At 57.9% G+C, this 26,232-nt stretch carries 32 protein-coding genes; 5 read left to right on the forward strand and 27 right to left on the reverse strand.

What is annotated here, in order from left to right; all coding sequences use genetic code 11:
• Positions 1–70 precede the first annotated feature (70 nt).
• Positions 71–688 carry an ankyrin repeat domain-containing protein gene (locus HKD21_RS06925; RefSeq protein WP_194254929.1) on the forward strand — a complete coding sequence of 206 codons (618 nt, stop codon included), beginning with the start codon at positions 71–73 and terminating at the stop codon, positions 686–688.
• Between the two features lie 72 nt (positions 689–760).
• Here the strand turns inward: HKD21_RS06925 and HKD21_RS06930 are convergent, their stop codons facing one another.
• The 4 genes from HKD21_RS06930 to HKD21_RS06945 all read right to left on the reverse strand — a co-directional run bounded on the left by HKD21_RS06930 (position 761) and on the right by HKD21_RS06945 (position 3,614).
• Complete coding sequence (locus tag HKD21_RS06930; protein WP_194254930.1) at positions 761–1,846, reverse strand: site-specific DNA-methyltransferase; 1,086 nt, start codon at positions 1,844–1,846, stop codon at positions 761–763.
• On the reverse strand, positions 1,843–2,466 hold the full coding sequence (locus HKD21_RS06935; protein WP_194254932.1) for a ribonuclease HII: 624 nt from the start codon (positions 2,464–2,466) through the stop codon (positions 1,843–1,845). The genes HKD21_RS06930 and HKD21_RS06935 overlap by 4 nt, the downstream gene beginning before the upstream one ends.
• Positions 2,467–2,612: 146 nt before the next feature.
• On the reverse strand, positions 2,613–3,248 hold the full coding sequence (locus HKD21_RS06940; RefSeq protein ID WP_194254933.1) for a DUF4339 domain-containing protein: 636 nt from the start codon (positions 3,246–3,248) through the stop codon (positions 2,613–2,615).
• 75 nt (positions 3,249–3,323) lie between these two features.
• On the reverse strand, positions 3,324–3,614 hold the full coding sequence (locus HKD21_RS06945) for a CsbD family protein (protein ID WP_194254934.1): 291 nt from the start codon (positions 3,612–3,614) through the stop codon (positions 3,324–3,326).
• 294 nt (positions 3,615–3,908) lie between these two features.
• Between HKD21_RS06945 and HKD21_RS06950 the strand changes: the two genes are divergently transcribed.
• Genes HKD21_RS06950 through HKD21_RS06965 form a run of 4 tightly spaced genes read left to right on the forward strand, consistent with a single transcriptional unit; the run spans position 3,909 to position 13,310 of the window.
• Positions 3,909–5,252 (forward strand): efflux RND transporter periplasmic adaptor subunit, encoded by a 1,344-nt coding sequence (locus HKD21_RS06950; RefSeq protein WP_194254935.1) that lies wholly within the window; start codon positions 3,909–3,911, stop codon positions 5,250–5,252.
• Between the two features lie 38 nt (positions 5,253–5,290).
• A complete protein-coding gene (locus HKD21_RS06955) occupies positions 5,291–8,491 on the forward strand; it encodes an efflux RND transporter permease subunit (protein ID WP_194254936.1) in 3,201 nt (1,066 codons plus the stop codon).
• Positions 8,488–11,766, forward strand: coding sequence for an efflux RND transporter permease subunit (locus HKD21_RS06960; RefSeq protein ID WP_194254937.1), 3,279 nt, complete (start codon positions 8,488–8,490; stop codon positions 11,764–11,766). Before HKD21_RS06955 ends, HKD21_RS06960 begins: the two co-directional genes overlap by 4 nt.
• Positions 11,766–13,310, forward strand: a complete 1,545-nt coding sequence (locus HKD21_RS06965; protein ID WP_194254938.1) for an efflux transporter outer membrane subunit — start codon at positions 11,766–11,768, stop codon at positions 13,308–13,310. Before HKD21_RS06960 ends, HKD21_RS06965 begins: the two co-directional genes overlap by 1 nt.
• A 64-nt stretch (positions 13,311–13,374) precedes the next feature.
• On the opposite strand, the gene HKD21_RS06970 is transcribed toward HKD21_RS06965, so the two are convergent.
• From HKD21_RS06970 to rpsC, 23 genes are all read right to left on the reverse strand, one after another.
• A complete protein-coding gene (locus HKD21_RS06970) occupies positions 13,375–13,545 on the reverse strand; it encodes a DUF1328 domain-containing protein (protein WP_007282750.1) in 171 nt (56 codons plus the stop codon).
• Between the two features lie 61 nt (positions 13,546–13,606).
• On the reverse strand, positions 13,607–13,807 hold the full coding sequence (locus tag HKD21_RS06975) for a hypothetical protein (RefSeq protein WP_194254939.1): 201 nt from the start codon (positions 13,805–13,807) through the stop codon (positions 13,607–13,609).
• A 116-nt stretch (positions 13,808–13,923) separates the two neighbouring features.
• Entirely contained in the window at positions 13,924–15,234 is a 1,311-nt protein-coding gene (locus HKD21_RS06980) for an MFS transporter (RefSeq protein ID WP_194254941.1), read from the reverse strand.
• Positions 15,235–15,570: 336 nt separating this feature from the next.
• Positions 15,571–15,993, reverse strand: a complete 423-nt coding sequence (gene rplQ, locus HKD21_RS06985; protein WP_194254942.1) for a 50S ribosomal protein L17 — start codon at positions 15,991–15,993, stop codon at positions 15,571–15,573.
• A 27-nt stretch (positions 15,994–16,020) separates the two neighbouring features.
• Positions 16,021–17,040 (reverse strand): DNA-directed RNA polymerase subunit alpha, encoded by a 1,020-nt coding sequence (locus tag HKD21_RS06990; RefSeq protein WP_011251942.1) that lies wholly within the window; start codon positions 17,038–17,040, stop codon positions 16,021–16,023.
• Positions 17,041–17,172: 132 nt separating this feature from the next.
• A complete protein-coding gene (gene rpsK, locus HKD21_RS06995; RefSeq protein WP_011251943.1) occupies positions 17,173–17,565 on the reverse strand; it encodes a 30S ribosomal protein S11 in 393 nt (130 codons plus the stop codon).
• Between the two features lie 58 nt (positions 17,566–17,623).
• Positions 17,624–18,001: a 30S ribosomal protein S13 gene (gene rpsM / locus HKD21_RS07000; RefSeq protein ID WP_062029339.1), complete on the reverse strand. Its 378-nt coding sequence runs from the start codon at positions 17,999–18,001 to the stop codon at positions 17,624–17,626.
• A gap of 216 nt (positions 18,002–18,217) precedes the next feature.
• Complete coding sequence (locus HKD21_RS07005) at positions 18,218–18,799, reverse strand: adenylate kinase (protein ID WP_194254943.1); 582 nt, start codon at positions 18,797–18,799, stop codon at positions 18,218–18,220.
• Positions 18,796–20,169, reverse strand: a complete 1,374-nt coding sequence (secY, locus tag HKD21_RS07010; protein WP_194254944.1) for a preprotein translocase subunit SecY — start codon at positions 20,167–20,169, stop codon at positions 18,796–18,798. The genes HKD21_RS07005 and secY overlap by 4 nt, the downstream gene beginning before the upstream one ends.
• Before the next feature lie 97 nt (positions 20,170–20,266).
• Complete coding sequence (rplO, locus tag HKD21_RS07015; protein WP_194254945.1) at positions 20,267–20,755, reverse strand: 50S ribosomal protein L15; 489 nt, start codon at positions 20,753–20,755, stop codon at positions 20,267–20,269.
• A gap of 1 nt (position 20,756) precedes the next feature.
• A complete protein-coding gene (gene rpmD / locus HKD21_RS07020) occupies positions 20,757–20,945 on the reverse strand; it encodes a 50S ribosomal protein L30 (protein WP_194254946.1) in 189 nt (62 codons plus the stop codon).
• Positions 20,938–21,513: a 30S ribosomal protein S5 gene (rpsE, locus tag HKD21_RS07025; protein ID WP_194254947.1), complete on the reverse strand. Its 576-nt coding sequence runs from the start codon at positions 21,511–21,513 to the stop codon at positions 20,938–20,940. Before rpsE ends, rpmD begins: the two co-directional genes overlap by 8 nt.
• Before the next feature lie 12 nt (positions 21,514–21,525).
• A complete protein-coding gene (gene rplR / locus HKD21_RS07030) occupies positions 21,526–21,888 on the reverse strand; it encodes a 50S ribosomal protein L18 (RefSeq protein WP_011251950.1) in 363 nt (120 codons plus the stop codon).
• Positions 21,888–22,424, reverse strand: coding sequence for a 50S ribosomal protein L6 (rplF, locus tag HKD21_RS07035; protein WP_194254949.1), 537 nt, complete (start codon positions 22,422–22,424; stop codon positions 21,888–21,890). The genes rplR and rplF overlap by 1 nt, the downstream gene beginning before the upstream one ends.
• A 10-nt stretch (positions 22,425–22,434) precedes the next feature.
• On the reverse strand, positions 22,435–22,833 hold the full coding sequence (rpsH, locus tag HKD21_RS07040; protein WP_011251952.1) for a 30S ribosomal protein S8: 399 nt from the start codon (positions 22,831–22,833) through the stop codon (positions 22,435–22,437).
• 12 nt (positions 22,834–22,845) lie between these two features.
• On the reverse strand, positions 22,846–23,151 hold the full coding sequence (gene rpsN, locus HKD21_RS07045) for a 30S ribosomal protein S14 (protein WP_194254952.1): 306 nt from the start codon (positions 23,149–23,151) through the stop codon (positions 22,846–22,848).
• Positions 23,152–23,283: 132 nt separating this feature from the next.
• The gene (gene rplE / locus HKD21_RS07050; RefSeq protein WP_194254954.1) at positions 23,284–23,847 is read right to left on the reverse strand and encodes a 50S ribosomal protein L5; all 564 of its coding nucleotides are present in this window, start codon (positions 23,845–23,847) and stop codon (positions 23,284–23,286) included.
• Positions 23,848–23,858: 11 nt separating this feature from the next.
• Entirely contained in the window at positions 23,859–24,179 is a 321-nt protein-coding gene (gene rplX / locus HKD21_RS07055; RefSeq protein WP_086648726.1) for a 50S ribosomal protein L24, read from the reverse strand.
• Entirely contained in the window at positions 24,179–24,547 is a 369-nt protein-coding gene (rplN, locus tag HKD21_RS07060) for a 50S ribosomal protein L14 (RefSeq protein ID WP_011251956.1), read from the reverse strand. Before rplN ends, rplX begins: the two co-directional genes overlap by 1 nt.
• A 12-nt stretch (positions 24,548–24,559) precedes the next feature.
• Positions 24,560–24,832 (reverse strand): 30S ribosomal protein S17, encoded by a 273-nt coding sequence (gene rpsQ / locus HKD21_RS07065; RefSeq protein WP_062029305.1) that lies wholly within the window; start codon positions 24,830–24,832, stop codon positions 24,560–24,562.
• Positions 24,833–24,845: 13 nt separating this feature from the next.
• The gene (gene rpmC / locus HKD21_RS07070; protein WP_062029304.1) at positions 24,846–25,079 is read right to left on the reverse strand and encodes a 50S ribosomal protein L29; all 234 of its coding nucleotides are present in this window, start codon (positions 25,077–25,079) and stop codon (positions 24,846–24,848) included.
• A complete protein-coding gene (gene rplP, locus HKD21_RS07075; protein ID WP_011251959.1) occupies positions 25,079–25,495 on the reverse strand; it encodes a 50S ribosomal protein L16 in 417 nt (138 codons plus the stop codon). The genes rpmC and rplP overlap by 1 nt, the downstream gene beginning before the upstream one ends.
• Before the next feature lie 57 nt (positions 25,496–25,552).
• Positions 25,553–26,230 (reverse strand): 30S ribosomal protein S3, encoded by a 678-nt coding sequence (gene rpsC / locus HKD21_RS07080; protein ID WP_011251960.1) that lies wholly within the window; start codon positions 26,228–26,230, stop codon positions 25,553–25,555.
• Positions 26,231–26,232: the final 2 nt, after the last annotated feature.

A 26,232-nucleotide genomic window follows, 5' to 3' on the forward strand; every position in this document is an offset into this window, starting at 1 on the left:
TCATAATCCGGCACCTCCGAGAGGCATCTGCAGACTCGCGCAGGACGAGCGATCACAGTATATTGGCATCATGCGACTGCTCCCCACCCTGCCCCGCCTGCTGCTCGTTGCCGCTCTGGCAATGACGCCGACGATTCTCGTACCCTGGCATCACGCCCAGGCTCAGGATGCCGACGACGCCGAGGCTGAACAGGAAGCCGAAGCCAATCAGAAGAAAGCTGAAGCCCGCAAGGCCGCCCAGCGTGCCGCGCCGCCTTCCGCCCTTCCTGGAGCAGACGCATCCGACGACGACGCCGGTCATGCCCGCGCCGACGTGAACCCGACAGTTGCCCTGTTCGATGCCATTAACCGTGGCTCCCTCAATGCAGCCAAAGAAGCCCTCAACCGCGGTGCCGATATGGGTGGACACAACGTTCTGGACCAGACGCCTCTGGACATGGCCATCGACCTGAACCGCAAGGACATCATGTTCCTGCTGCTGTCGATGCGGACCTATAATCCGGACGGAAAGATCGAGAACAGCGTGTCCGATCAGGGCGTGGAAATGAAGAACGGCAGCGGCCATCTGACGATCGGCGGAAAATCCGTCACACCCAAACGTTCCGCCGTCGTCGCCTCCCCGCATTTCGATGCAAGTGGCGGTAAAGCAGATCCTTCAATTGGCTTCCTTGGCTTCGCAGGGCATTAACCGTTCGTGATCCAGACATAAAAAAAAGCCGGAGAAAGTTCTCCGGCTTTTTTTATGGGCGATGGCCTTCCGTCAGCCGACGTTACGCAGCGCCTGACTTTCCTGACGCAGGATGTCGATCTGAACGAACTGGCCATCGCGCTCGAAATACCAGAACGTCCAGCCATTGCAGGACGGCGCGCCGGTTAGACCTGCACCGAGTTTATGAATGGAGCCGCGCTGGTTGCCCGATACGAGGGTGCCGTCAGGTGTTACGGTCGCTTTCAGACGCTTCTGCCGGTCATACAGCACCGTTCCTGCTGGCAAGACACCCGTTTCTACGAAACTTCCGAACGGAATACGCGGCATTTCGCGCCGGGCGGGGGTCGTCGCCAGTTGTTCGGAGGTCAGGCGTTCTTCACGCGCCACACGCTCGCGCGCGGCCTTGACGTAATCCGGGTGCCGTTCGATGGCGATGTAATGACGGCCCAGACGCTTGGCCATTGCCGGGGTCGTGCCACTTCCGCAGAACGGGTCCAGCACCACATCATTGGCGTTGGTTGACGCTACCAGAACGCGATGCAGCAGACTTTCCGGCTTCTGTGTCGGATGCAGCTTCAGGCCGTGTTCGTTCTTCAGACGCTCATTGCCCGTGCACAGCGGCAGATACCAGTCCGAGCGCATCTGAAGGTCGTCGTTCAGAGCCTTCATGGCCTGATAATTGAAGCGATATTTGCTCTGCGGACCACGCGCGGCCCAGATCAGCGTCTCATGCGCATTTGTAAAGCGCCGCCCACGGAAATTCGGCATCGGGTTGGACTTGCGCCAGACGATATCATTCAGAATCCAGAACCCCAGATCCTGCATGATCGCGCCCAGACGGAAGACATTGTGATAGGAGCCAATGACCCAGATCGTGCCGTCCTTGTGCAAAATCCGGCGCGCTTCTCTGAGCCAGTCGCGCGTGAAATTGTCATAGGTCGCGTAATCCGCGAACTTGTCCCAGTCGTCGTCCACACCATCCACGACAGTCTCGTCCGGACGGCGCAGTTCACCGCGCAACTGAAGATTGTACGGCGGATCGGCGAAAATGCAGTCCACGCTCCCATCTGGCAGCGTCTTCATCGTTTCGATGCATTCTCCACGCAGGATCTGGTCGACGGGAAATTCACCGCTCATGCTGCGTGTACCTCTGCTTCAATCATATTTCGTATCGGCGCGAACCCGCGCCTGTGATGGGGTGTCACCCCACGGAGTTTCAGCCCCTGCATGTGTGCGGCCGTGCCATATCCGGCATTGCGCTCCCAACCATAGGCATCGTGACGCATGGCCAGACGCGCCATCAGGCGGTCGCGCGTTACCTTGGCGATGATGGAGGCTGCGGCAATAGACAGGCTTATCCCGTCGCCACCGATCACCATTTTGACGGGACAGGGCAGTTTCGGGGCATGTTTGCCGTCTACGAGAGCAAGGTCCGGCATCCGGCCGAGCCGGGACAACGCCCGGCGCATGGCCAGATAACAAGCCTGGGCGATATTGATCTGCTCGATTTCCAGAACGGATGCCGCGCCAATGCCGATCAATGCCTGATCGTCGGCCATAAGGGCCTCATAGGCGAGCAACCGGCGTCGGGCCGTCAGCTTCTTGGAATCATCAAGGAGAGCGGACAGGGTGGCAGACGGCGGAGCCGTAAAGGCCACGGCAGATGCCACGACCGGTCCGGCCAGAGGACCACGCCCGACTTCGTCGATCCCGACGACCAGCCCCCCATGGGCAGCTTCCAGGGCGTAATCCGGCATTTATGAGCGTCTCCCCGACAGATCACCGCGAAATCAGGTGACCGAATCGGTTTTGAATCATGGCGACTCGAAAGGGAAGCCTAAAAATGCATTGTCTCTAAGTTTAATATGTCAAGTGTGGTGGGAAAGACTCTTCACCTGAAGCGTCAGAGGTCTTCCTGCTGGTTCTCCTGACCGGCCACTGGCGGCGGCGATGGAACAGGCTGTTCCGTCTGTCCATGCTGCATCTGAAGCTCTTTCTCTATCTGAGGGAATTGATAGATTTTCTCCGTCACATTGACGGCGAGAAGAAGCAGACTGACAATCAACAACGACAGTCCCCGACCGACGATCTGTCGCCTTTTCCAGAAATATCCCGGCAAAAACAGCCACCACCAGAAGCCCGGCGGGGTCTTTCCACTTTCGCGGATCGAGTTTCGGTCCAGCATGAAGGAAATGAAAAACAATAGCAGCGACATCATCGCGACGATCGAAAAGGGTCCCATCCGATCACGTTCCGGGATATGGCGCCAGACCAGGATCAACAGCGTCAGACGCTGGATCAGCCATGGCCCAACCAGAAGCACCCAGGCCCAGTGTTCTGCACTTCCTGAAGACATCCGCAGAAGCCCTGTCAGCGGAGAGACAAGTCCCGCTGCGCTGGCGGGTCGCCACGTCTCCCCGAATTCCGACGTCCAGACAAGTGTTTCGGGCTTGATCTGCCGCTGCATGATCAGGCGCAGGATTTCCTCACGGGAGACTGGACCGGCCTGCTGCCCGTTATTGTCGTAAAACCATTCCATAAAAAAAGCCTCCCGGATCACTCCGGAAGGCTTCTAGCACAAAGACGTCCGTCCGGTCGAAACGCCTGTTGCGCTTCAATCGCTTTTGCGGCCGAACAGCAGTCCACCCACAATCATTCCCACGACCGTCGCGATCACGAGCGAAATCAGAGGGCGATCCTGCACAAACGCCGTTGCAGCTTCGAGCTTGGTTTCGCCTTCATCGTACAGATCGGCAAAATCCTGCTGCGCCATGCCGGAAAGCTGGTCGAACTTGCCTTCGGCCTGAAGCTTTGCGTCGCCGGTCAGGCCACCAAAACCGTCCTTGATCTTGCCCTTGGCGTCATCCAGGAGGCCTTCGACTTTGGTCTCAGTTGTATCAGCCATTTTATTCTCCTCTGTCCGGATTAACCTGTCTTCAGTTCAAACGCACGACGGAGGCATCCGGTTCCGGTCCGATATGATCTCTGGTTGGGGAAGAGACAAGCCCCAGGAAAAACTATCGGGCAGAACAGTAACGAAACGTATCATTTTCGGTCATTTTAATTTTCATTACCAAAACTGAACAGGATTTAAGGTCGCGTCATGGCAGGCGCTGGCCTCCTGCCGTATAAGCATGAAAACACATAACATCGTCGCCTGAGAGCCCTGCGCTCTGCTATGCGGAAAGACAGAACCACCATGGATCAGCAGACGGCCAGCTCCAGCGACCGCCTTACGAACAACACCGCCCAGTCCTCTCCCCCTCCCGCACGGTCACGTCGGCGCTGGGTCCTCTGGGGCGTTGTTCTTCTGATTGCTCTTCTGATCCTGTTCGCAATCTTCCGCCCGCATGGTGCGACCCACAAACATGGTCGTGGCGCTGCGGCTGACGGAAACGTGCAGCCCGTTGCCGTCGCAACGGTCCATAGCGGCGATATGCCCGTGATTTTTCAGGAACTCGGTACTGTCGTCCCCGTGACGAACGTGACGATCACGCCGCGCGTCAACGGCCATATCTCGGCTGTCTATTACAAGGAAGGCCAGCACGTTCATAAGGGTGATGAGCTCGAACTGATCGATCCGCGTCCGTATGAAGCCACGCTCTCTCAGTATCGCGGCACGCTGGCCGCCGATATGGCGCAGCTTGAAAAGGCCCGCGTGGACAACGCCCGCTACCAGCGCCTGATCAAGCAGAACTCGACCTCCGCCATGACCGCGCGCGATCAGGAATTCACGGTGCAGCAGCTTGAAGGTCAGGTCGAATTCGACCGGGCCAATGTCCGCAATGCCGAACTGAACGTGATGTACTGTCACATCATTGCGCCGGTCGAAGGCCGCGTCGGTATTCGCGTGCTCGACGTCGGCAACTATGTGACGGCTGGCCAGTCCGGCGGCCTGACCATCCTGACGATGATGCAGCCCATTTCCGTGATCTTCACGGTTCCGCAGAACCAGCTTCAGGAGGTCATGAAATATCTGGGACAGACCGGCGAACTGTCCGTCGAGGCCTGGGACAGCGACAACACTCACAAAATCGCCACCGGCACCGTCAAGGCGCTCGACAGCCAGATCGACACGGCAACCGGCACGGTCCGGATGCGTGGCATCTTTGCGAACGAAGACGAGCATCTCTTCCCGAATCAGTTCGTCAATCCGCATCTGCTGGTCACGACGCTACATGATGCTCTGCTCGTTCCTGCAAATGCCCTGCAAACCGGCCCTGACGGCCGCTTCGTCTATCGCATCAAGCCTGACATGACCGTGGAAGTCGTGCCCGTTACGGTCGGCACGACCGACGGCACGAATGCCGTGATCGAAAAGGGTCTGAGCAACGGTGATCGTATCGTAACGGATGGTGTCAGCCATCTGCGTCCCGGTCAGAAGGTCTCCATCCCCGATACGTCTTCCGCAGCAGCGCAGACTACTGAAGCAGAGCACAAAAGCGCCAGCCAGCACCGTCACCATCGCGACGGACAACAGAGTTCCGATGCGCCCCAGCAGAAGAACGACCCGTCCTCGCCCGCCGACACCGGCAACCACTGATCGCCGTCCAGAACAGCAAAACAGGGAACAGCAAGATCGTGAATCCGTCCCGCCTGTTCATCGAGCGCCCGGTTGCCACCAGCCTTCTGATGTTCGCCATCCTGCTGAGCGGCCTGCTCGGCTACCACTTTCTGGCCGTCTCAGCGCTGCCGCAGGTCGAATATCCGACGATCACGGTCTCAACGTTCTATCCGGGTGCCGGGCCGGACGTCATGAGCACGTCCGTCACCGCGCCTCTGGAAACCCAGCTCGGCCAGATGGCCGGACTGGACCAGATGACGTCCCAGTCTTCGGGAGGCGCTTCGGTTCTGACGCTGCGTTTTGGGCTGGACATGTCGATGGATGTGGCCGAGCAGGAAGTGCAGGCCGCAATCAACAACGCCACATCCCTGCTACCCAGCGATCTGCCCGCCCCTCCAATTTATGCGAAGGTCAATCCGGCAGACACCCCCGTCCTGACGCTGGGCATCACGTCAAAAACCCTGCCGCTTCCTGAGGTCGAAGATTACGTCAACACGCGGCTTGAACAGAAGATCAGCCAGATTTCCGGCGTCGGTCTTGTCACGCTATCAGGCGGCAACCGCAAAGCGTACCGGATTCAGGTCAACATTCCGAAATTGACGTCTTACGGCATCGCGATCGACACGCTGCGCACCATCATCAGCACGGTGAACGTCAATTCCCCGACCGGCACGTTCGACGGCCCCAAGCGCTCCACCTCTCTGCGCATCGATGGCCAGATCCAGTCCGTCGAACAGCTCATGAATCAGGTGATCGCGTATCAGAACAACGGCCCGATACGCGTGCGCGACATTGCGACGGTGGTTGAAGGGGCGGAGAACGCACAGCTTGCCGCCTGGGCCAACCGCACGCCTGCGCTGATTCTGAACGTGCAGCGTCAGCCCGGCGCGAACGTCATCGGCGTCGTGGACAACGTGCTGCGGGTCCTGCCGCAGCTCAAGCTCGATCTGCCGCCGGGCATTGATGTCACCCCGCTGACCGACCGCACCACCACCATCCGCGCTTCGGTCAATGACGTGGAATACGAACTGGCGCTCGCGATGCTTCTCGTCGTGGGCGTGATCTTCGTGTTCCTGCGGAATATCCCGGCGACGATTATTCCCAGCCTGTCCGTTCCGCTATCGCTGATCGGGACGCTGGCAGCGATGTATCTACTGGGCTTCTCGCTCGACAATCTGTCACTGATGTCCCTGACGATTGCGACCGGCTTCGTTGTCGACGACGCCATCGTCGTGATCGAGAACATCGCCCGTTACGTCGAGGCTGGTGAAGACCGCTACACCGCTGCGCTCAAAGGCGCGGGGGAGATCGGCTTCACCATCATCTCGCTGACGGTTTCGCTGATCGCCGTGCTGATCCCCCTGCTGTTCATGAAGGACGTCGTCGGGCGTCTGTTCCATGAATTCGCGATGACGCTCTCCATCACCATCATCATTTCCGCTGTCGTCGCCCTGACGCTGGTGCCGATGATGTGCGCGCGCCTGCTGTCCGACACGCATGCGCCATCCACGAAAAACACAGTCTGGAGCCGCCTGTCCAATCGCACCGAGCGCGGCATCAACGCCCTGATCGCGGGTTACGGGCGCTGGCTCGATGTCGTGCTGCGCTTTCGTGTCACGACCCTTCTGGTCACGCTCGGCACGATCGTCCTGACCGGTGTTCTGGCGTGGACCATTCCCAAGGGCTTTTTCCCGACACAGGATACCGGCGTCATTCAGGGCATCTCCGTGATGTCGCAGGCCATTTCTTTCGAGGGCATGAAGGACCGTCAGGCCGCTCTTGGAGACGTGATCCTGAAAGACCCCGACGTCGCCAGCATTTCGTCTTTCGTGGGCATCGACGGCCAGAACATGACGTTGAATGTCGGGCGCTTCCTGATCAACCTCAAGCCGCGTGAGCAGCGCACGTCCAGCCTTGAGGCAATCATGCGTCGTCTCTCCTCCACCGGAGATCAGGTGATCGGGGCACAGCTTTACGTCCAGCCGATTCAGGATCTGTCTCTGGATTCCTCGATTTCTGCCACGCAGTACCAGTTCATGCTGGAAAACCCGGATTACGACACCTTCAAGACCTGGGTACCGAAATTCGTGGAGGCTCTGCGCAAGGAGCCGTCACTGACTGATGTAACGTCCGATCTTCAGGCCGAGGGTCTGGTCGCACAGCTTTCGCTCGACCGTCCGACCGGTGCGCGATACTCCATCACGCCGCAGACGGTCGATAATCTGCTGTATGACAGCTATGGCCAGCGTCAGATCACGACGATCTACACGCAGTCTAACCAGTATCGCGTCATTCTGGAAGCCGACCCCAAACTCCAGACTGATCTCACGTCCCTGAGCCAGCTTTACCTGCCGGGCATTTCTTCGCAGGCCGGTGGCAGCACGTCCGGCCCGACGCGCCAGCCGACATCGGGGCTCGTACCGCTGTCTCAGGTGACGACGATGACGCATGTCCTTGCCCCGCTGCTCATCAGCCATTTCGGCCAGTTCCCGGCCACGACCGTGTCGTTCAACGTGGCCAGCGGCTATTCGCTGGGCGCTGCGACCAACGCCATCGAGCGCGCAGAAAAGCAGATCGGTCTGCCACGGGAGTTCCAGACCGCCTTCCAGGGCACGGCGGCAGCGTTCCGTTCCTCGCTGTCCAACGAGGTCTGGCTGGTCATGGCGGCTGTGGTTGCGGTCTATATTGTGCTGGGCATTCTCTATGAGAGCTATATCCACCCGATCACGATCCTTTCCACCCTGCCATCCGCCGCCATCGGTGCGCTGATCGGGCTTTATCTGTTCGGGATGGATCTCGACATCATGGGCATCATCGGCATCGTGCTGCTGATCGGCATCGTGAAAAAGAACGCCATCATGATGATCGACTTCGCGCTCGAAGCCGAGCGTCTGGAAGGTCATACGCCACTTGAATCCATCAAGCAGGCGGCGATGCTCCGCTTCCGTCCGATCCTGATGACCACGCTGGCCGCCCTGTTCGGCGCCCTGCCCCTGCTGATCGGCACGGGTGTGGGCTCCGAACTGCGCCGTCCGCTGGGTGTGGCCATCGTTTTCGGCCTGATGATGTCCCAGCTTCTAACCCTGTTCACCACGCCCGTCATCTATCTGTTCATGGATGAACTGGGGACGAAAACACGCGCCTTCATACAGCGTCACCGCCGACATAGCCCGCCGTCGCAGCCCCAGACTCCAAGCCCCAATACAGGCGCTCCGTGAATCTGGTTCGCCTCTTTGTCCTGAGGCCCGTTGGCACGACGCTGCTGGCGGTCGCTCTCGTGATCGGCGGCGTTATGGGCTATTTCGCCCTGCCCGTCGCCGATCTGCCGGACGTGGACTTTCCGGTCATCATGGTGACCGCAAACCAGCCCGGCGGCTCCCCCTCCGAAATCGCGAGCACGATCGCAGGGCCTCTGGAGCGACATCTGGGGGCGATTTCCGGCGTCACGGAAATGACCTCGGAATCCATGGTCAACCAGACGCGCATCACCCTTCAGTTCGACCTGTCGCGCGACATCAACGGCGCTGCGCGTGACGTGGAAGCCGCTTTGCAGGGCGCGCGGCAGGATCTGCCCACCAGTCTGCGCAGCAACCCGACCTATATGAAGGCGAACTCCAACGGCCCGCCCATCCTCGCTTTGACGCTATCGTCCAGCACCCGAACGCCGCAGGAACTTTACGATTTCGCAAGCAATATCCTCATCCCGCAGCTCAGCCAGATCCAGGGCGTCGGTGATGTAGAAATCCGTGGAGCGTCCCTTCCGGCCGTGCGTGTTGAAATCAATCCGCTGCGCCTGTTCCATTACGGGATCGGTTTCGAGGATCTGCGCGCCGCCCTCGCCTCCGCCAATGCTCATACGCCCAAGGGTTTTCTGGACGCCAATGGCGAGCGCATGATGCTCTCCACCAACGATCAGGCGACGGATGCGGAGGAGTATCGTGATCTGGTCATTGCCTATCGCAACAACCAGCCCGTCCGCCTGACGGATCTGGCGGACGTCAGGAACAGCGTCGAAGATCTCCGGCAGGCGGGGTATCTGAACGGGAACGCCGCCATTATCTGCACCGTCTTCTCGCAGGGTGGCGCAAACGTCATCAAGACGATCGACGGCATCCGCAGCCGCCTGCCAGCCCTTCAGTCCGCCTTGCCCGGCAATACCAATATTTCGATCCTGATCGACCGTTCCAAGACAATCCGCGCCTCGCTAGACGATACGAAACAGACCCTCGTCATCGCCGTCGTGCTCGTGGTGGTTGTCGTTCTGCTGTTCCTGCGCAGTCTGTCCGCCATCATGGTTCCAGCCATCGTGGTTCCAGTTTCGATCGTGGGAACCTTCGGGGTCATGGCTTTGATGGGATACCAGCTCGACAACATGTCGCTGATGGCCCTGACGATTTCGACGGGCTTCGTGGTCGATGATGCCATCGTCGTTCTGGAAAACATCGCCCGCTACATGGAGATGGGCTACGACCGACAGGATGCCGCTATCAGAGGCACGACCGAGGTCGCGTTCACGGTCGTTTCGATCACGGTTTCGCTGATCGTAGTGTTTGCGCCAATCATGCTCATGGGCGGGATCGCGGGGCGGCTGTTCCATGAGTTCGCGATGACCATGGTCATCACACTCTGCATTTCGCTGCTTCTGTCCCTGACGCTGACGCCCATGATCAGCGCCCAGCTCCTGACCCACACGGACGATAACGGTCCGGGTCTGTGGAAGAAGATCGGCCGTTTCCTCGAACGTATGATCAGCGCCATCACGTCGGGTTACGGAAAATCGCTGGACTGGGCTCTGGGGCATCAGTTCCTGATCGCGATGTCCCTGCCCGCCACACTGGTGTTGGCAGGTGTTTTGTATGTGAAAATGCCTAAGGGTTTCTTTCCTTCCGAAGACACCGGACAGATCATGGGACGACTGGTGGCCGATCAGTCGATCTCGTTTCAGGCGCTTCAGAAAATCGTGGTCAAAGCCATGAAGAGCGTCGCGTCCGACCGGGATGTCGTTGGCGTTATGGGGGGTGTCGGCGGGCGTTCGGCCAACTCGGCGAACATGTTCATTGCACTCAAGCCCAAATCCGAGCGGACGGACGATCTCGCAACCACCATCCAGCGTCTGACGCGCAGGTTCTCCCATATTCCCGGCGCGCAACTCCGCCTGATGGCCCCCGGCAGCGTCCGAACGGGCGCACGACCCGGGGACGCCGCCTATCAGTATTCGCTTGAGGGGCCTTCCGCCGAAGACCTGTTCGAATGGACCCCCAAGATCGTGGCCGCGCTTTCCAAACTGCCGGAACTCATGGACGTGACATCGGACGTGGAACAGGGCGGTCAGGGGATCAACATCGCCATCAACCGTGACACGGAAGCCCGCTATTCCGTCACGCCGCAGCTCATTTCCAACACGCTCTATGACGCGTTCGGCCAGCGCGCGGCGTCCATTATTTATGGCAATCTCAACCAGTACCGCGTCATCATGGAAGCCGCGCCCCGCTACTGGCAGGACCCGTCGATGCTGCAACAGATGTGGATCAGCACCTCCGGCGGGACAGCGGCAGGCGGTACGGCGTCGAACAATATCCGCGCCCGCGCCACAACGGCTGTCACGACCCTGTCGCAGAGTGAGCAGTCCTATCAGAACTCCGTCGCCAACGCGCTGGCAGGCGGAAAATCAGCGTCAAGCGGCGCAGCGGTTGCAACGAGCATGGCTACCATGGTGCCCCTGTCCGTTCTCTCACGCCAGCGCAACACCAATACAGCCCTGGCCGTCAGCCATGAAGGACAATCCGTCGCAACGACCGTGTCCTTCAACCTTGCGCCCGGCGTCTCGCTCGGTCCTGCTGTGGATGCCGTGCAGGCTGCCATGGTGAAGCTGCATGTTCCGTCAGACATTCATGGTGGGTTTGCAGGCAATGCGGCGGCTTTCCAGAAGTCTGCTGGGAGTGAGGTTTTGCTGATTCTTGCCGCACTCGCAGCCGTCTATATTGTGCTGGGTATCCTGTATGAAAGCCTGATCCATCCTTTGACGATCCTTTCGACGCTGCCATCCGCAGGCGTCGGCGCCATTCTGGCTCTTCAGGTCTGTGGTGAGGAATTCTCCCTCATGGCCATGATCGGCGTCATCCTGCTGATCGGCATCGTCAAGAAAAACGCCATCATGCTGATCGACTTCGCCCTCGTGGCACAGCGTGAAGGGCTGTCGGCCAGAGAGGCCATCCGTCAGGCCAGCCATCTGCGTTTCCGTCCCATCCTCATGACGTCTCTGGCGGCGGCTTTCGGTGCCGTGCCCCTCATCATCGGCAACGGATATGGCTGCGAACTCCGCCGACCTCTGGGAATCGCCATTCTCGGCGGCCTCGTGGTCAGCCAGTTGCTGACGCTCTACAGCACGCCCGTCATTTTCCTGTATCTCGACCGGTTCGGACGCGCCATGGGCCGTCTACGCGCCCATATCGCCTCCTTTTTCCATCTCTCAGCCCGGGGAACACAGTCCTGATGCCCGCCCTCCGTAAATCCACCCTGCGCACTGCCCTGCTGGGGGCGTCGACCCTGCCTTTCCTGAGCGGCTGTATCGGCGGCATGGTCGGGCCGAACTATCATCGTCCGAAAGCCATCATCTCCGCCAAGTTCAAGGAAGCACCTCCGCCGCCGGGCTGGCAGATGGCTGCCCCCGATCTTGCGAAAATGCCCAAAGGAGACTGGTGGACGATCTTCAACGATCCCGTTCTCAACGACCTTGAAGAACGCGTGGCCACGTCCAACCAGAGCCTGAAAGAATATGAAGCGCAGTACCGCAAGGCGGCCGCGACGATTGATTCGATCCGCGCGCAGCTTTTCCCGACGCTGAGCGGCAAATTCAGCTTCAACCGCAACTCACAGGGCGGCAGCACGTCGAATGCCAGCAACGGTATTCCCTACACGTCCAGCCAGTCCTACACATCCAACACATGGACCACCGGACCGTCCGCAAGCTGGACCGTAGACGTCTGGGGCATGATCCGCCGACAGGTTCAGCAGCAGGTTGCCGCCACACAGGCCGACGCCGCACTCGTTGCGAACATGCGACTGTCCTATCAGCTCCAGCTCGCGCAGGATTACTTTGATCTGCGCTATCAGGACAGTCTGATTGCGCTTTATGCTCGCAATGTGGAGCTGTATCGCCACAATCTGGAAATTCTCCAGAACCAGCTTGATGCCGGCGTCGCAGATCCGACGAGCGTCCTTCAGGCCCGCTACCTGCTGCAATCGACGCAGGCCAACCTGTCCAACGCCCATATTGCCCGCGCGCAGTACGAACACGCGATTGCGATGCTGACAGGCCGCGCTCCTGTGGAACTCACTCTGGCGGCATCGCCCCTGCCCGATACTATCCCAGCCGCCCCCGTCGCCGTACCCTCCATGTTGCTTCAGCGCCGTCCGGACGTGGCGCAGGCCGAGCGCAACATGGAAGCCTATAATGCGGAAATCGGGTATGAGATCGGTGCTTTTTTCCCGCAAGTGACCCTCTCCGCGTCTTACGGCTATAGCGGCAATCCTCTTGAACAGCTGATCCAGGCCGCTACCCGCACTTGGAGCCTCGGCGCAGCGGCGAGCGAAACCATCTTCCAGGGCGGCGCGCGTTCCGCTGCGGTACGCAGTGCAGAAGCCGATTACGACAATGCCGTGGCCACCTACCGCCAGACGGTTCTCGCAGCCCTTCAGGACACCGAAGATCAGATGTCCGGCCTGCGCTATCTCGATCAACAGCTTGCCTTGCAGAATGCTGCCGTGAAAACCGCCGAAAGCGCCGTTCAGGTGTCCATGAACGAGTATCTCGCCGGAACGCAGATTTACACGACGGTCATCACCGCCGAACAGAACGCCCTTCAGTATCAGGAAACCCAGCTCAGCGTGCGGCAGCAGCAGTTTCTTGCCGAGGTCAAGCTCATGACGGATCTGGGCGGAGGCTGGACGACGCAACAGCTTCCAAGCAAAAACTCGCTTCAGACGGACAATCCGTTCCTGCCCTCCTTCATCCAGAGGGACAAGAACGGGAACTGAAGACCATAAAAAAGGGCGGGGCCATTGGCACCCGCCCTTTTCGTATCAGCCTTGTATCAGGCGATCAGAGTGCGTGCAGTCCCGCAACACCTGCGAGAATGGCCAACACTGCCAGAACCAGGAAGATAATGAAAAACAGCTTGGCAATGCCTGCTGTAGCGGCAGAGATGCCTGAAAAGCCGAAAACACCGGCAATGATGGAAATAATGAAGAAAACAATCGCATAGTGCAGCATGACGGTGGTCCCTTGGACAAGAGTTCGTGGTCATGTCGTAACGTCACGCAGCTGCGGAAGTTTAATTTTTCCTTACAAGACGTTTTCCTAACAAAAAACCTACAAAAGATGCTGCCAGAAGCCAGAACAGCGGCTGATCCACCATCAGATCACTGACAAGTGCTTCCGTTTCTCTTGCCGCCCGAGAGAGTTTTGTTCCCAGAATGCCTTTCCCGGAACACCCATCGGCATCCTCCCGCAAACATTCCAGACTGGCGTCCATAGGTCTTTCTCCTGACATGACATTCTCCCAACGCAGAAAAGGCAGCCCGGTAGCGGACTGCCTTTTTCTTTATATCGTCAGAGCGACGAATGAATGCCTTAAATCAGGGCGTCCACTCAGTGGCCGACAGCAGGAGCGTCCTCGCCCCGGCGTGCAGCTTCTTCATTGTAGCGCTGCGCTTCGGGGGAAATGGTCAGAGCCATCGTCATTCCGGCGGACAGCAGATAGATCGCTGCAAACGTCCAGATCACATACTGCATGCCCGGTCCAAAAACCGCCTCACAGCCAGCGACAACAGCCGGTCCAACCCATGTGGATGCCCCGGCACCCAGACCAAGAATGGAGAGCGCAGCCGCTTTCTCACGCGGGCAGATCTGTGGCATGAGGCCAGACAGCGGCACGAAAGCCGCGACCGTTGCGCCATAGAAAATTCCTGCTGCAGCCACAGCCCAGAAATTCCCCGGGAACCAGAGCGGCACATAATAGAACAGCGGAATAGCTACGAAACCACCAATCCCACCAAAAACCGCCACGACAAACCGGTGTCCCAGCGTATCGGCCACCATGCCCGAGACGAGATTGAACAGGATGTTGCTCAGAAAAATGAGCGACAGGAGGTTCAGCCACTGGGCAAGGGAAAACCCGAGATGATCCACAAAAAACGCGGGCATGATCGCAAGGAACGCATATTCTGAAGACGTATCAATCACACGGACGATACCGGCAATCAGCGTCTTCGGCTCGCGCCACATGATGCTCATGGAGCCAAAGAAAATGTCTTTGGTCGGGATATGATCCGGCAGAAGACGCTTTTTGCCTGTAGGCTCATGCGTGAACAGCAGCGCAACAAGGCCGCCCAGAATCACAAGCCCAAGCGAACACCAGAAAGTGCGAAGCTCACCGATTGCGGGAATGGCAAATCGTGCGAACTGCGATCCCAGAGTGGGGAGACCTGCAGAAAATGAGAACCAGAACCAGCCCGCAGCGGAACCCAGCATGGCGGTTGGCGTGGCGGCGGCGATCCAAACAAGGAAACCATACGCAAACAGCGGGTATGCAAATCCTCGCAACGTATAGAACAGCAGGATCATCGGTCCGCTATTTGGTCCCAGCCCAAGAGACAGAAAACCAATTTCAAGGATGGTCCATAAAATAAGACCAAGCCACATAACTTTCTTTGGCCCCATGAGATCAGAAAGCGGCCCGGAGAACCAGGCGGCGATCATCACGGTGATGCCATAGAAAGTGAACATTTCATTCACGAAACCCTGCGTATGACCGTGATGAAGCATGTAGGTATCGAGATACCCCGCCTCCACACCATCGCCGACCATGAACAGGAGCTGCCCCACGAACGCCCAGAAGAGGGCTCTGGGTATTCCAAGGGTTTCCGCCAACCCATGTTTTGGAGGGGAAGATTCAGACATTATAACGCTCTCCAAACGCTGGACGCATCACGAACCCATCCGGACCTCATTGCCAGGATACATATTCGATGCGTCGTGGCAGGCCCTACGAGAGTGCTCGGGCCTGTTTCTCAGAATGATGCAGACCCTATGAGAAGAACGACGGAACATTCTTCAAAAGAGAGAAACCGCTCCTTATGAAGGAACGGAAATTCAGACTGCCTCCTAAAGAGACAGGAAAGATTCTGCAAAGAGTGCTGACTGCATATCACACACTTGCGTGACCAAGAAACCACGAATCAAAAAAGGCCGGGACATTCCTGTCCCGGCCTTTTTTAATGCTTCAAAACAGGAGCCTCAGGCGGCTTCCTGCTCCTCGGCAACATTCTGCTTCGGTCCGCTGTCCTGGCCCTTGGCGGTGACATCGCGATCGATCAGTTCGATCACGGCCATATCAGCATTGTCGCCATAACGCACGCCAGCCTTCAGAACGCGGGAGTAGCCACCGGCACGTCCCTTGTAACGCTCGGCAACAGCCGAGAACAGCTTCGTCACGACGGCATCGTCACGCAGCTGCGCGAAGGCCTGACGACGGGCGTGCAGGTCGCCACGCTTGCCGAGTGTGATCAGCTTTTCGACGACCGGACGAAGTTCTTTCGCCTTCGGCAGCGTCGTCGTGATCTGCTCGTGCTTGATGAGAGCCACGGCCATGTTGCGGAACATGGCAGCGCGGTGAGAAGAGGTGACATTGAGCTTACGCCCGCTCACACCATGACGCATTGCTAGTTTTCCTTACCTTGAAAGTTCTCAGAACGTCTCGTCGAGACGCTTGGCCAGATCCTCGATGTTCTCGGGCGGCCAGGCTGGGACGCTCATGCCGAGCGACAGCCCCATACCGGTGAGAACTTCCTTGATCTCGTTGAGCGACTTGCGCCCGAAATTAGGCGTACGGAGCATTTCCTGTTCGGACTTCTGCACCAGATCGCCAATGTAAACAATGTTGTCGTTCTTGAGGCAGTTGGCGCTACGCACCGAAAGCTCAAGTTCGTCAACCTTGCGAAGAAGATTGCGGTTGAACGGCAGGTCATCCTGCGGTTCTTCATGCTGGACCGGACGCGGTTCATCGAAGTTGATGAACAGCTGCAGCTGGTCCTGAAGAATCCGGGCCGCAAGAGCCAGGCTGTCTTCAGGCGTCACCGCACCGTTGGTCTCGACCGTCAGCAGCAGCTTGTCATAGTCAGTGACCTGACCAACACGCGTCTGCTCGATCTTGTAAGAAACCCGACGCACCGGCGAATAGATCGCATCGATGGGAATCAGGCCAATCGGAGCATCTTCCGGACGGTTTGCTGCTGCTGCAACATAGCCCTTGCCCATATTGACGGTGAATTCCATGCCGAGCTTGACGCCGTCATCGAGCGTGCAGATCACGAGATCAGGATTCATGATCTCGATGTCATGACCTGCCTGGATCTGGCCAGCCGTCACTTCACCCGGGCCAGTGGCCGTCAGGATCATGCGCTTGGGGCCTTCACCGTGCATGCGAAGAGCAAGCTGCTTGACGTTCAGGACGATGTCCGTGACGTCTTCGCGCACACCCGGTACGGCGGAGAACTCATGCAGCACGCCATCGATCTGGATGGCGGTCACAGCAGCGCCCTGCAGCGACGACAGGAGAATACGACGCAGTGCATTGCCGAGCGTCATGCCGAAGCCGCGTTCCAGAGGCTCGGCCACGACAGTGGCGATGCGCGAGGCAACCGGTCCGGGCTCGACTTCAAGCTTCTCCGGCTTGATGAGGGACTGCCAGTTTTTCTGGAGAACCAAGGTCGTGGCCTTTCAAACAACGAAGCACGCCAAGGGAAATTGGCGGCACCTGGGCCCGCACCAGCGGTGCGGTAAAAGATGCAATCACTTACAGATGCTGCGTATCGCACGCGATACGCAGCACAGCATCATTCAGACGCGACGACGCTTCCGGGGACGGCAGCCGTTGTGCGGCACGGGCGTCATGTCGCGGATAGACGTAATGTTAAACCCTACGGCCTGAAGGGCACGAAGTGCGCTTTCACGCCCCGAACCCGGACCGGAGACCTCGATCTCAAGCGTTTCCATGCCATGCTCGCGTGCCTTGCGGCCTGCATCTTCTGCGGCGACCTGAGCAGCATACGGCGTGGACTTACGGGAGCCTTTAAAGCCCTGCGCACCCGACGACGACCAGGCAATCGCGTTGCCCTGTGCGTCAGAAATGGTGATCATGGTGTTGTTGAACGTGGAGAGCACGTGAGCAACACCGGAAATGATATTCTTGCGTTCCTTTTTACGGATACGCGGAGCAGCGGCCTTCGCCATGAGAGAGGTCGTCCTAAAAGTTTAAGCAAAACGTCGATGAAAAAAAATCAGGCGCGGATTAGCGCGTAACCTTCTTCTTACCTGCAATCGCCACAGCCTTGCCCTTACGGGTGCGGGCGTTGGTGTGCGTACGCTGACCGCGGACCGGCAGGCCACGACGGTGACGAAGGCCGCGGTAGCAACCGAGGTCCATCAGACGCTTGATGTTCATTGCGGTTTCACGACGAAGGTCACCTTCGACGCGCAGTTCGGAATCGATCAGTTCGCGGATCTTGACGATCTCATCGTCAGACAGCTCGTTGACGCGCTTTGCATCGGGGATTTCGAGCTTGCTGCAGATGGACTGCGCTGTCGCCGGGCCAATGCCATAGACATAACGCAGGGCAATGACGACCCGCTTGTTGGTCGGAATGTTTACGCCGGCAATACGTGCCACGCCTGTTACTCCCATTGAAGCGGCCCGAAGCCGCCTCAGACTGTTATATCCCCGGCCATAGCCAGGTCGATGATCTTGCAGCCACATCTGCCGTCCACCGATTCCGGAAGACGTCTAGACGGTCTGGCTACACCTATGTCGAGGGCGCGCAATAGACTGCTCACCCTACCTGAGTCAAATAATAGAGATCACTTTTTCGTGATCTCATCGTGAAACTCAGTTTTTTACGGTGCCCGTAACGATGGCATCAAGCTCTTTGCCAACGCTTTCAACGTCTTTCATGCCATCAACATGAAGCAGTCGTCCTGCCTTCTCATAATAAGGAAGGATAGGAGCGGTCTGCTTGCGATAAACGTCAAGACGCGCGCGAACAACCTCGGGGTTGTCGTCCGGACGCCGGGTTCCGTCCTCGCCCCTACGACTGGCGATACGGTCTACAAGTTCGTCTTCGTTCACATCCAGAAGAATGACCGCACCGATTGTCAGATCACGCTGAGACAGCATGGCGTCCAGGGCCTCAGCTTGGCTTTCGGTCCTAGGGAAGCCATCGAGGATAAATCCACGCTGGCAGTCCGGCTGTGCGATACGGTTCTGGATCATTGTGACAATGATGGGATCAGGGACAAACTGTCCCTGCTCCATGATCGCTTTGGCTTCGTTGCCGATTGGCGAACCCGCAGCCACTTCGGCACGCAGCATATCGCCAGTTGAGATCTGCTTGAAACCGTAAAGGGCTTCAAGCCGCTTGGCCTGCGTGCCTTTACCTGCTCCGGGAGGTCCAAGAAGAATGATGTTCATCGACGTCTCGTGCCCCCTTGTAGACCGCCACGGCTTCCGCGACTGCGTTGTTTGCGGATCAGTCCAGAATACTTATGAGCCACCAGATGAGACTGAATCTGTGTGACTGTATCAATCGTGACCGAGACGATAATAATCAGGCTGGTGCCACCAAAATAGAAGGGGACATTATATTTGCTGATCAGGATCTGCGGCAAAAGACAGACCAAGACCAAATACAATGCGCCGATCGCTGTCAGACGAGACAGGATCTTGTCGAAATACGTCGCTGTACTTGCACCTGGCCGGATGCCTGGAATGAACCCACCCTGTTTGCGTAGGTTTTCTGCTGTTTCTTCGGGATTAAACGTAATCGCCGCGTAGAAATAGGAAAAAAACAGGATCATCGCCGCATAGAACAGCATGTAAAGCGGCTGTCCCTGTCCGAGTTGTTGCCCCAGAATGGACAGCCATCCCGGCATCGAATGTCCGTTCATAAAACCGGAGATCGTCACTGGAATTAGCAGTACGGATGATGCGAAGATCGGTGGGATTACGCCGGCGGTATTCACCTTCAGCGGCATATGGGTAGAGTCACCACCGAAAATACGGTTTCCAACCTGACGCTTCGGATACTGAATCACAACACGGCGCTGTGCTTGCTCCATGAAGACGATAAAGCCGATAACGGCAATCGCCAGAACGAGGAAAATCACCACGAAAATGGGTGAAAGCGCGCCTGTCCGTCCGAGTTCAAAAAGACTGGCTAGAGCATTTGGCAGATTGGCGACAATGCCCGCAAAGATGATGAGGGAAATCCCGTTTCCGACGCCTCTGGACGTAATCTGCTCGCCCAGCCACATCAAAAACATCGTGCCGCCAACAAGGGTTACGACACAGGATATGATGAAGAAGACACCGGGAGCCACCACAGCGTTCGCACCATGTGCCGTCATGTTTTCCAGACCAACAGCGATGCCATAAGCCTGAAAAAGGGCAATAAAGACCGTAAGATAGCGCGTATATTGATTAAGCTTCTTACGACCTGCCTCACCTTCTTTCTTCATCGCTTCCATGGACGGAAGCGCCGTTGAAAGAAGCTGGATGATGATCGAAGCACTGATATACGGCATAATATTCAACGCGAACACAGTCATACGCCCAAGCGCACCACCAGTGAACATGTCAAACATTCCCAGAATGCCACCCTGATGCTGGGCAAGAAGCTGCCCCATCACGGTCGCATCGACACCGGGAACCGGAATGTAGGTGCCAAGCCGATAGACAATCAACGCACCAAGTGTGAACCAGATACGCTTTTTGAGTTCGGTCGCCTTAGAAAACGAACTCATATTGAGATTGGCGGCGAGCTGCTCTGCTGCGGAAGCCATCCACCTGTCCTTTCATGAAAACAGCGCCACCGCACATAAGCACGGGACGCTGTTCACTATCCAACCCTAACCCAGGCAAGGCCCGGGAGAAGATAACTCAGGCCTCAGCCTGAACTTCCTTCTTGGTCTCGAGTACCTTGACAGTACCACCAGCTTTCTCGACGGCTGCCAGAGCAGCAGCAGAAGCGCCAGCAACTTCGATGGTCACGCCATGCGAAAGTTCACCATGGGCAAGAAGACGGACACCGGCCAGCTTGCTTCCGTTGACCAGACCAGCCTGACGGAGGGTCTCTTCGGTAACGGTTGCAGCCTTATCCAGCTTTCCGCTTTCAATGGCCTTGGAGATCGCGCCGAGGTTCACCGGAGCATATTCCTTGCGGAAAATGTTCACGAAGCCGCGCTTCGGCATACGACGATACAGCGGAAGCTGACCACCCTCGAAGCCGTTGAGCGAAACACCTTCACGGGCTTTCTGACCCTTGACGCCGCGGCCTGACGTCTTGCCCTTACCGGACCCGATGCCACGTCCAAGACGCTTCTTGCGATAACGAGAACCCTCGTTGTCACGCAGTTCGTTGAGGTTCATTTCAATCCTCCACCTTGATGAGGTGGGCAACCTTGCGGATCATTCCACGCACGGCCGGAGTGTCCTCCAGCGTACGCGTGGAACCAATTCCACGCAGACCGAGACCAGTGATGGTCCCAGCCTGGCCCGGTTTACGACCGATGACCGAAGCGATCTGCGTAACCTGAACGGTCTTGCCATTCTCAGCCATTTGCCGCCTCCGCTTCCGTCTGGCCCTGCTCGCGCTTACCAAACAGTTCAGCAGCTTTCTTGCCGCGACGAGACGCAACATGACGCGGGCTGCTGGCCTTTTCGAGCGCAGCAAACGTAGCCTTGATCATATTGTGCGGGTTCCGCGTTCCCAGGCTCTTGGCCACAACGTCATTGACGCCAAGGCTTTCGAACACTGCACGCATCGGACCACCAGCAATGATACCCGTACCGGCTTCAGCCGCACGGACGACAACCTTGCCAGCACCGTAGTGACCGAACGTGTCATGATGAAGGGTACGACCCTCCTTCATCGGCACGCGGATCATCGTGCGCTTTGCACGCTCGGTTGCTTTGCGGATTGCCTCGGGAACTTCACGGGCCTTACCCGCTCCGTAACCAACGCGACCCTTCTGATCACCGACAACAACGAGGGCAGCAAACGCAAAACGGCGACCACCCTTTACGACTTTGGCAACACGGTTGATGGTGACGAGCTTGTCGACCAGATCATCGCCCTGCTCGCGCTCACGACCACCACGGCCGCCTTCTCTTGGCTCACGTGCCATGTGTGATCCTCCTTAGAACGAGAGTCCGCCCTCGCGGGCAGCCTCTGCCAGGGCTTTGACCCGGCCATGATACAGATAAGAGCCGCGGTCGAACACGACGGTCTTGACGCCAGCCGCAACACCACGCTCGGCAATCAGCTTGCCGATCACTGTAGCTGCAGATACGTCCGCGCCGGTCTTGCCAGCATCGCGAAGCGTCTTTTCCAGCGTAGATGCGCTGGCGAGCGTACGGCCCTGTGCATCGTCGATGATCTGGGCATGAATATGCTTGCTGGAACGAAAGACCGACAAACGCGGCCGGCCGCCGCTCTTGCGACGAAGCTGGAAACGCAGCCGCTGACGGCGGCGTTCCTGCAATCCTTGCTGCGATGCCATTACTTCTTCTTACCTTCCTTACGACGCAGAACCTCGGTCTCGTACCGAACACCCTTACCTTTATAAGGCTCAGGCTTACGGAAGCTGCGAATATCGAGCGCAACCTGGCCAACGCGCTGCTTGTCGTTACCTTCAACAACAATCGCGGTCGGACGCGGAGTGGTGATCTTGATGCCTTCCGGGATCGGATAGACAACATCGTGCGAGAAGCCGAGGTTCATCACCAAGTTAGAGCCCTGAACAGCAGCACGGAAACCCGTACCCTGAATTTCAAGCCCCTTGGTGAAGCCGTCCGACACACCCTTGACCGTATTGGCGATCAGGGCGCGGGTGGTTCCCCACATGGTCCAGTTTTCGCGAGAGCGACGACCGAGAGGAGCAACGGAAACATTGCTGCCGTCAATCTTGACTTCCACATGACGGGAAACCGGAACGCTCAGCTCACCGAGCTTGCCTTTGGCCTTAAAGATGCCATCAGCAACGGAAACCTGTACGCCAGCCGGAACTTCGACGGGGTATTTACCTACGCGAGACATGCGACCCTCCTTAGAAGACGCGGCAGAGGACCTCGCCGCCAACGTTGGCAGCGCGAGCCTCGACGTCCGACAGGACGCCACGCGGGGTGGACAGGATCGACACACCAAGGCCGGCATAAACGCGCGGAAGTTCCTTGATCTTCGAGTAGACGCGACGGCCGGGCTTGGAAACGCGATGGATTTCCTTGATGACCGGCTGGCCTTCTACATACTTCAGCTCGATACGGAGCTGTGCAACACCCTTGCGGAGCTCTTCAGCAGCGAAACCACGGATGTAGCCTTCACGCTTGAGAGCTTCCAGAACGCTTGCGCGCAGCTTGGATGCAGGCGCAACGCAGACAGCATGACGGGCACGCTGCGCATTGCGGATCCGGGTCAGCATATCGCCCAGTGGATCAGACAAAGACATTCGATCTACCCTTTACCAGCTCGACTTGACCATGCCAGGAATCTGGCCGGCGGAGGCAAGATCGCGCAGAGCAATACGGCTCAGTTCGAACTTGCGATAGTTGGCACGGGGGCGACCAGAAAGCTTGCAACGCAGACGGACGCGTGTCGCGGACCCATTGCGCGGCATCTGGGCCAGCTTAAGGGTCGCATCAAAGCGGTCTTCAACCGACAGTGTACGATCCTTGATGATGTTCTTGAGAGCGGTCCGCTTTTCCTTATCGCGCTTCACTAAGTCAGCACGATGGTTATTACGGTTTACCGCTGAGACCTTCGCCATCTCGAATTTTCTCCCGGAACCTGTCAGGCCTATCCCGACGGTTTTCCAATCAGCGTGTCTATAAAGGAAAGCGGCCTTCCAATGGAAGGCCGAATCCTGATTTTAACCGTGATCGGTCTGAAAAATTATTGATCAGCCGTTGAACGGCAGATCAAAGGCCTTCAGCAGGGCCTTTGCTTCAGCATCAGACTTGGCGCTGGTCACGAAGATGATGTCCATGCCGCGGACGGCATCGATTTTGTCATATTCGATTTCAGGAAACACGATCTGTTCCTTGATACCCATGGCAAAATTGCCATGCCCATCAAAGCCTTTGTTTGCCGGCAGACCGCGGAAATCGCGGATACGTGGCATAGCGATCGTCACCAGACGGTCAAGAAATTCGTACATCCGGGCACGACGAAGCGTGACCTTGCAGCCGATGGGCAGACCTTCGCGGATCTTAAAGCCAGCAATAGCCTTGCGAGCAAGGGTTTTGACAGGCTTCTGACCCGAAATCACGGTCATTTCCGCAAAAGCAGCATCAAGCTTCTTCTGGTCACCAGCGGCTTCGCCAACACCCATGTTCAGCACGATCTTTTCGAGCTTGGGAACCTGGAGTTCGTTAGCATAACCGAACTGCTCACGGAGCTGCTTCTTAAGCAGTTCTTCGTAGCGCTGGTGCAGACGCGGCAAAGCGTTCTTATGTTCGCTCATTGTTGCGTTCCTCAGCCTTCGATCACTTCGCCGGTTGCCTTGGCAACACGAACCTTGCGACCGTCTTCCAGAATGCGGAAACCAACACGCGTCGGCTTGCCACTCTTTGGATCAACTAGCTTCAGGTTGGACAGATGGATCGGCATTTCGCGCTCGATGATTCCACCTTCGCCACCTGTGCGGTTGGGCTTCGTGTGACGCTTGGCAATAGCCACGCCACGCACAACAGCCTTCTCGGCCTTCGGCATCACAGCGAGAACTTCGCCGCGAACGCCACGGGACTTGCCGGAGAGGACCAGAACCTGATCACCCTTCTTGATACGAGCAGCCATTACAGCACCTCCGGAGCCAGCGAGATGATCTTCATGAACTTGCGCGCGCGCAGTTCACGAACCACCGGGCCAAAGATACGCGTACCAATCGGCTCCTGCTGCTTGTTCAGAAGAACAGCGGCATTTTTATCGAAGCGGATGGCGGAGCCATCTGCACGACGAACCGGGTAGGAGGTGCGAACGATAACGGCCTGATGGACGTCACCTTTCTTCACCTTGCCGCGAGGAATTGCTTCCTTGACGGACACGACAATGACGTCGCCGACCGAGGCAGTCTTCCGCTTGGAGCCGCCCAGCACCTTGATGCACTGCACCCGACGCGCACCGGAATTGTCGGCAACGTCAAGGTTGGTCTCGGGATGAATCATGTGCCTACCCCCTTATGCGCTGACGGAAGAGGATGCTGAAGCCAGCTCCTCTCCGTTGCGCGACACGACAGACCACGTCTTGCGCTTGGAGATTGGTGCGCATTCTTCAATGCGAACCAGATCACCCGTCTGGCAAACGTTTTCTTCGTCATGAGCCGCATACTTTTTGGAGCGGCGAATAAACTTCTTGTAGAGTGGGTGCATGATGCGACGATCAACAAGAACGGTAACCGTCTTGTCCATCTTATCGCTCGTGACCCGACCCGTCAGGACGCGCCTTGGCATCGTCCGTCTCCTCTCAGGACTTAGCGGCGGACGTTTTGGCGCCCGCACGGTTCTTCGATGTGTGAGCCAGTGTCTTGATACGTGCTACTGCACGGCGCACGACCTTGACGCGGCTTGTGTTCTCCGACTGCCCCGTGGCAGCCGAAAAACGGTGGTTGATCTGTTCGCGCTTGAGGTCGAGCAGAAGAGCATTCAGCTCATCTTCGCTCTTCGCGCGCAGATCGGCAGGCTTGTACGTGTCGGCCATTACGCGTCTCCGATACGCTGAACGAACTTGGTCTTGATCGGAAGCTTTGCAGCCCCCAGACTCAGGGCCAGCTTGGCAACCTCAGGCGGAACGCCTTCGATCTCGAACAGGATACGACCCGGCTTGACACGTGCGGCCCAGTACTCGGGGTTACCCTTACCGGAGCCCATACGCACTTCTGCAGGCTTTGTCGAGACCGGAGTATCCGGAAAGATACGAATCCACACACGACCGGCACGCTTCATGGCACGCGTGATCGCACGACGGGAGGCTTCGATTTGGCGAGCGGTGATCCGCTCCGGCTCCAGCGCCTTCAGGCCGAAGGCACCGAAGTTCAGCTGGGTTCCGCTTTTCGCCAGACCGTGAATGCGGCCCTTGTGGGCCTTACGAAACTTTGTCCGCTTCGGGGAAAGCATGTTGTTAAATCCTCAAATCAGCACCAGCAAAGGAACTGTGAGCTTTCGCTCACAGTCTTAGCGCTGGGGAGCCTGCTCCGCAGCACGACGATCCTGTGCCAACGGGTCATGAGCCAGGATCTCACCCTTGAAGATCCATACCTTCACACCGCAGGTACCATACGTTGTCTTGGCAGTTGCCGTACCGTAATCGATATCGGCGCGAAGCGTATGCAGGGGAACGCGTCCCTCACGATACTTTTCGGCACGAGCGATTTCAGCACCACCCAGACGACCACCGCAGGTGATCCGGATGCCCTGGGCACCCAGACGCATTGCGGACTGGATTGCGCGCTTCATGGCACGACGGAACGCAACGCGACGCTCAAGTTGCTGAGCGATATTCTCGGCAACGAGGGTGGCATCGATTTCCGGCTTACGGATCTCGACGATGTTCAGCGCCACGTCGGTCTTCGCCATACGGCTCAGTTCCTTGCGGAGCGCGTCGATGTCCTGACCCTTCTTGCCGATCACAACACCCGGACGGGCAGCGTAAATCGTCACGCGGGGCTTCTTTGCCGGACGCTCGATAACAACGCGGGACACGCCTGCGCCGGACAGCTTGCGACGCAGGAATGCACGAAGCTTCAGATCTTCATGCAGCAGGCGCGCATAGTCTTGACCAGCGTACCAGCGGCTGTCCCAGGTACGGTTGACGCCGAGCCGAAGCCCGATCGGATTGACCTTATGTCCCATGG

The sequence above is a fragment of the Gluconobacter cerevisiae genome (assembly GCF_015244675.1).
Lineage (GTDB): Bacteria > Pseudomonadota > Alphaproteobacteria > Acetobacterales > Acetobacteraceae > Gluconobacter > Gluconobacter cerevisiae.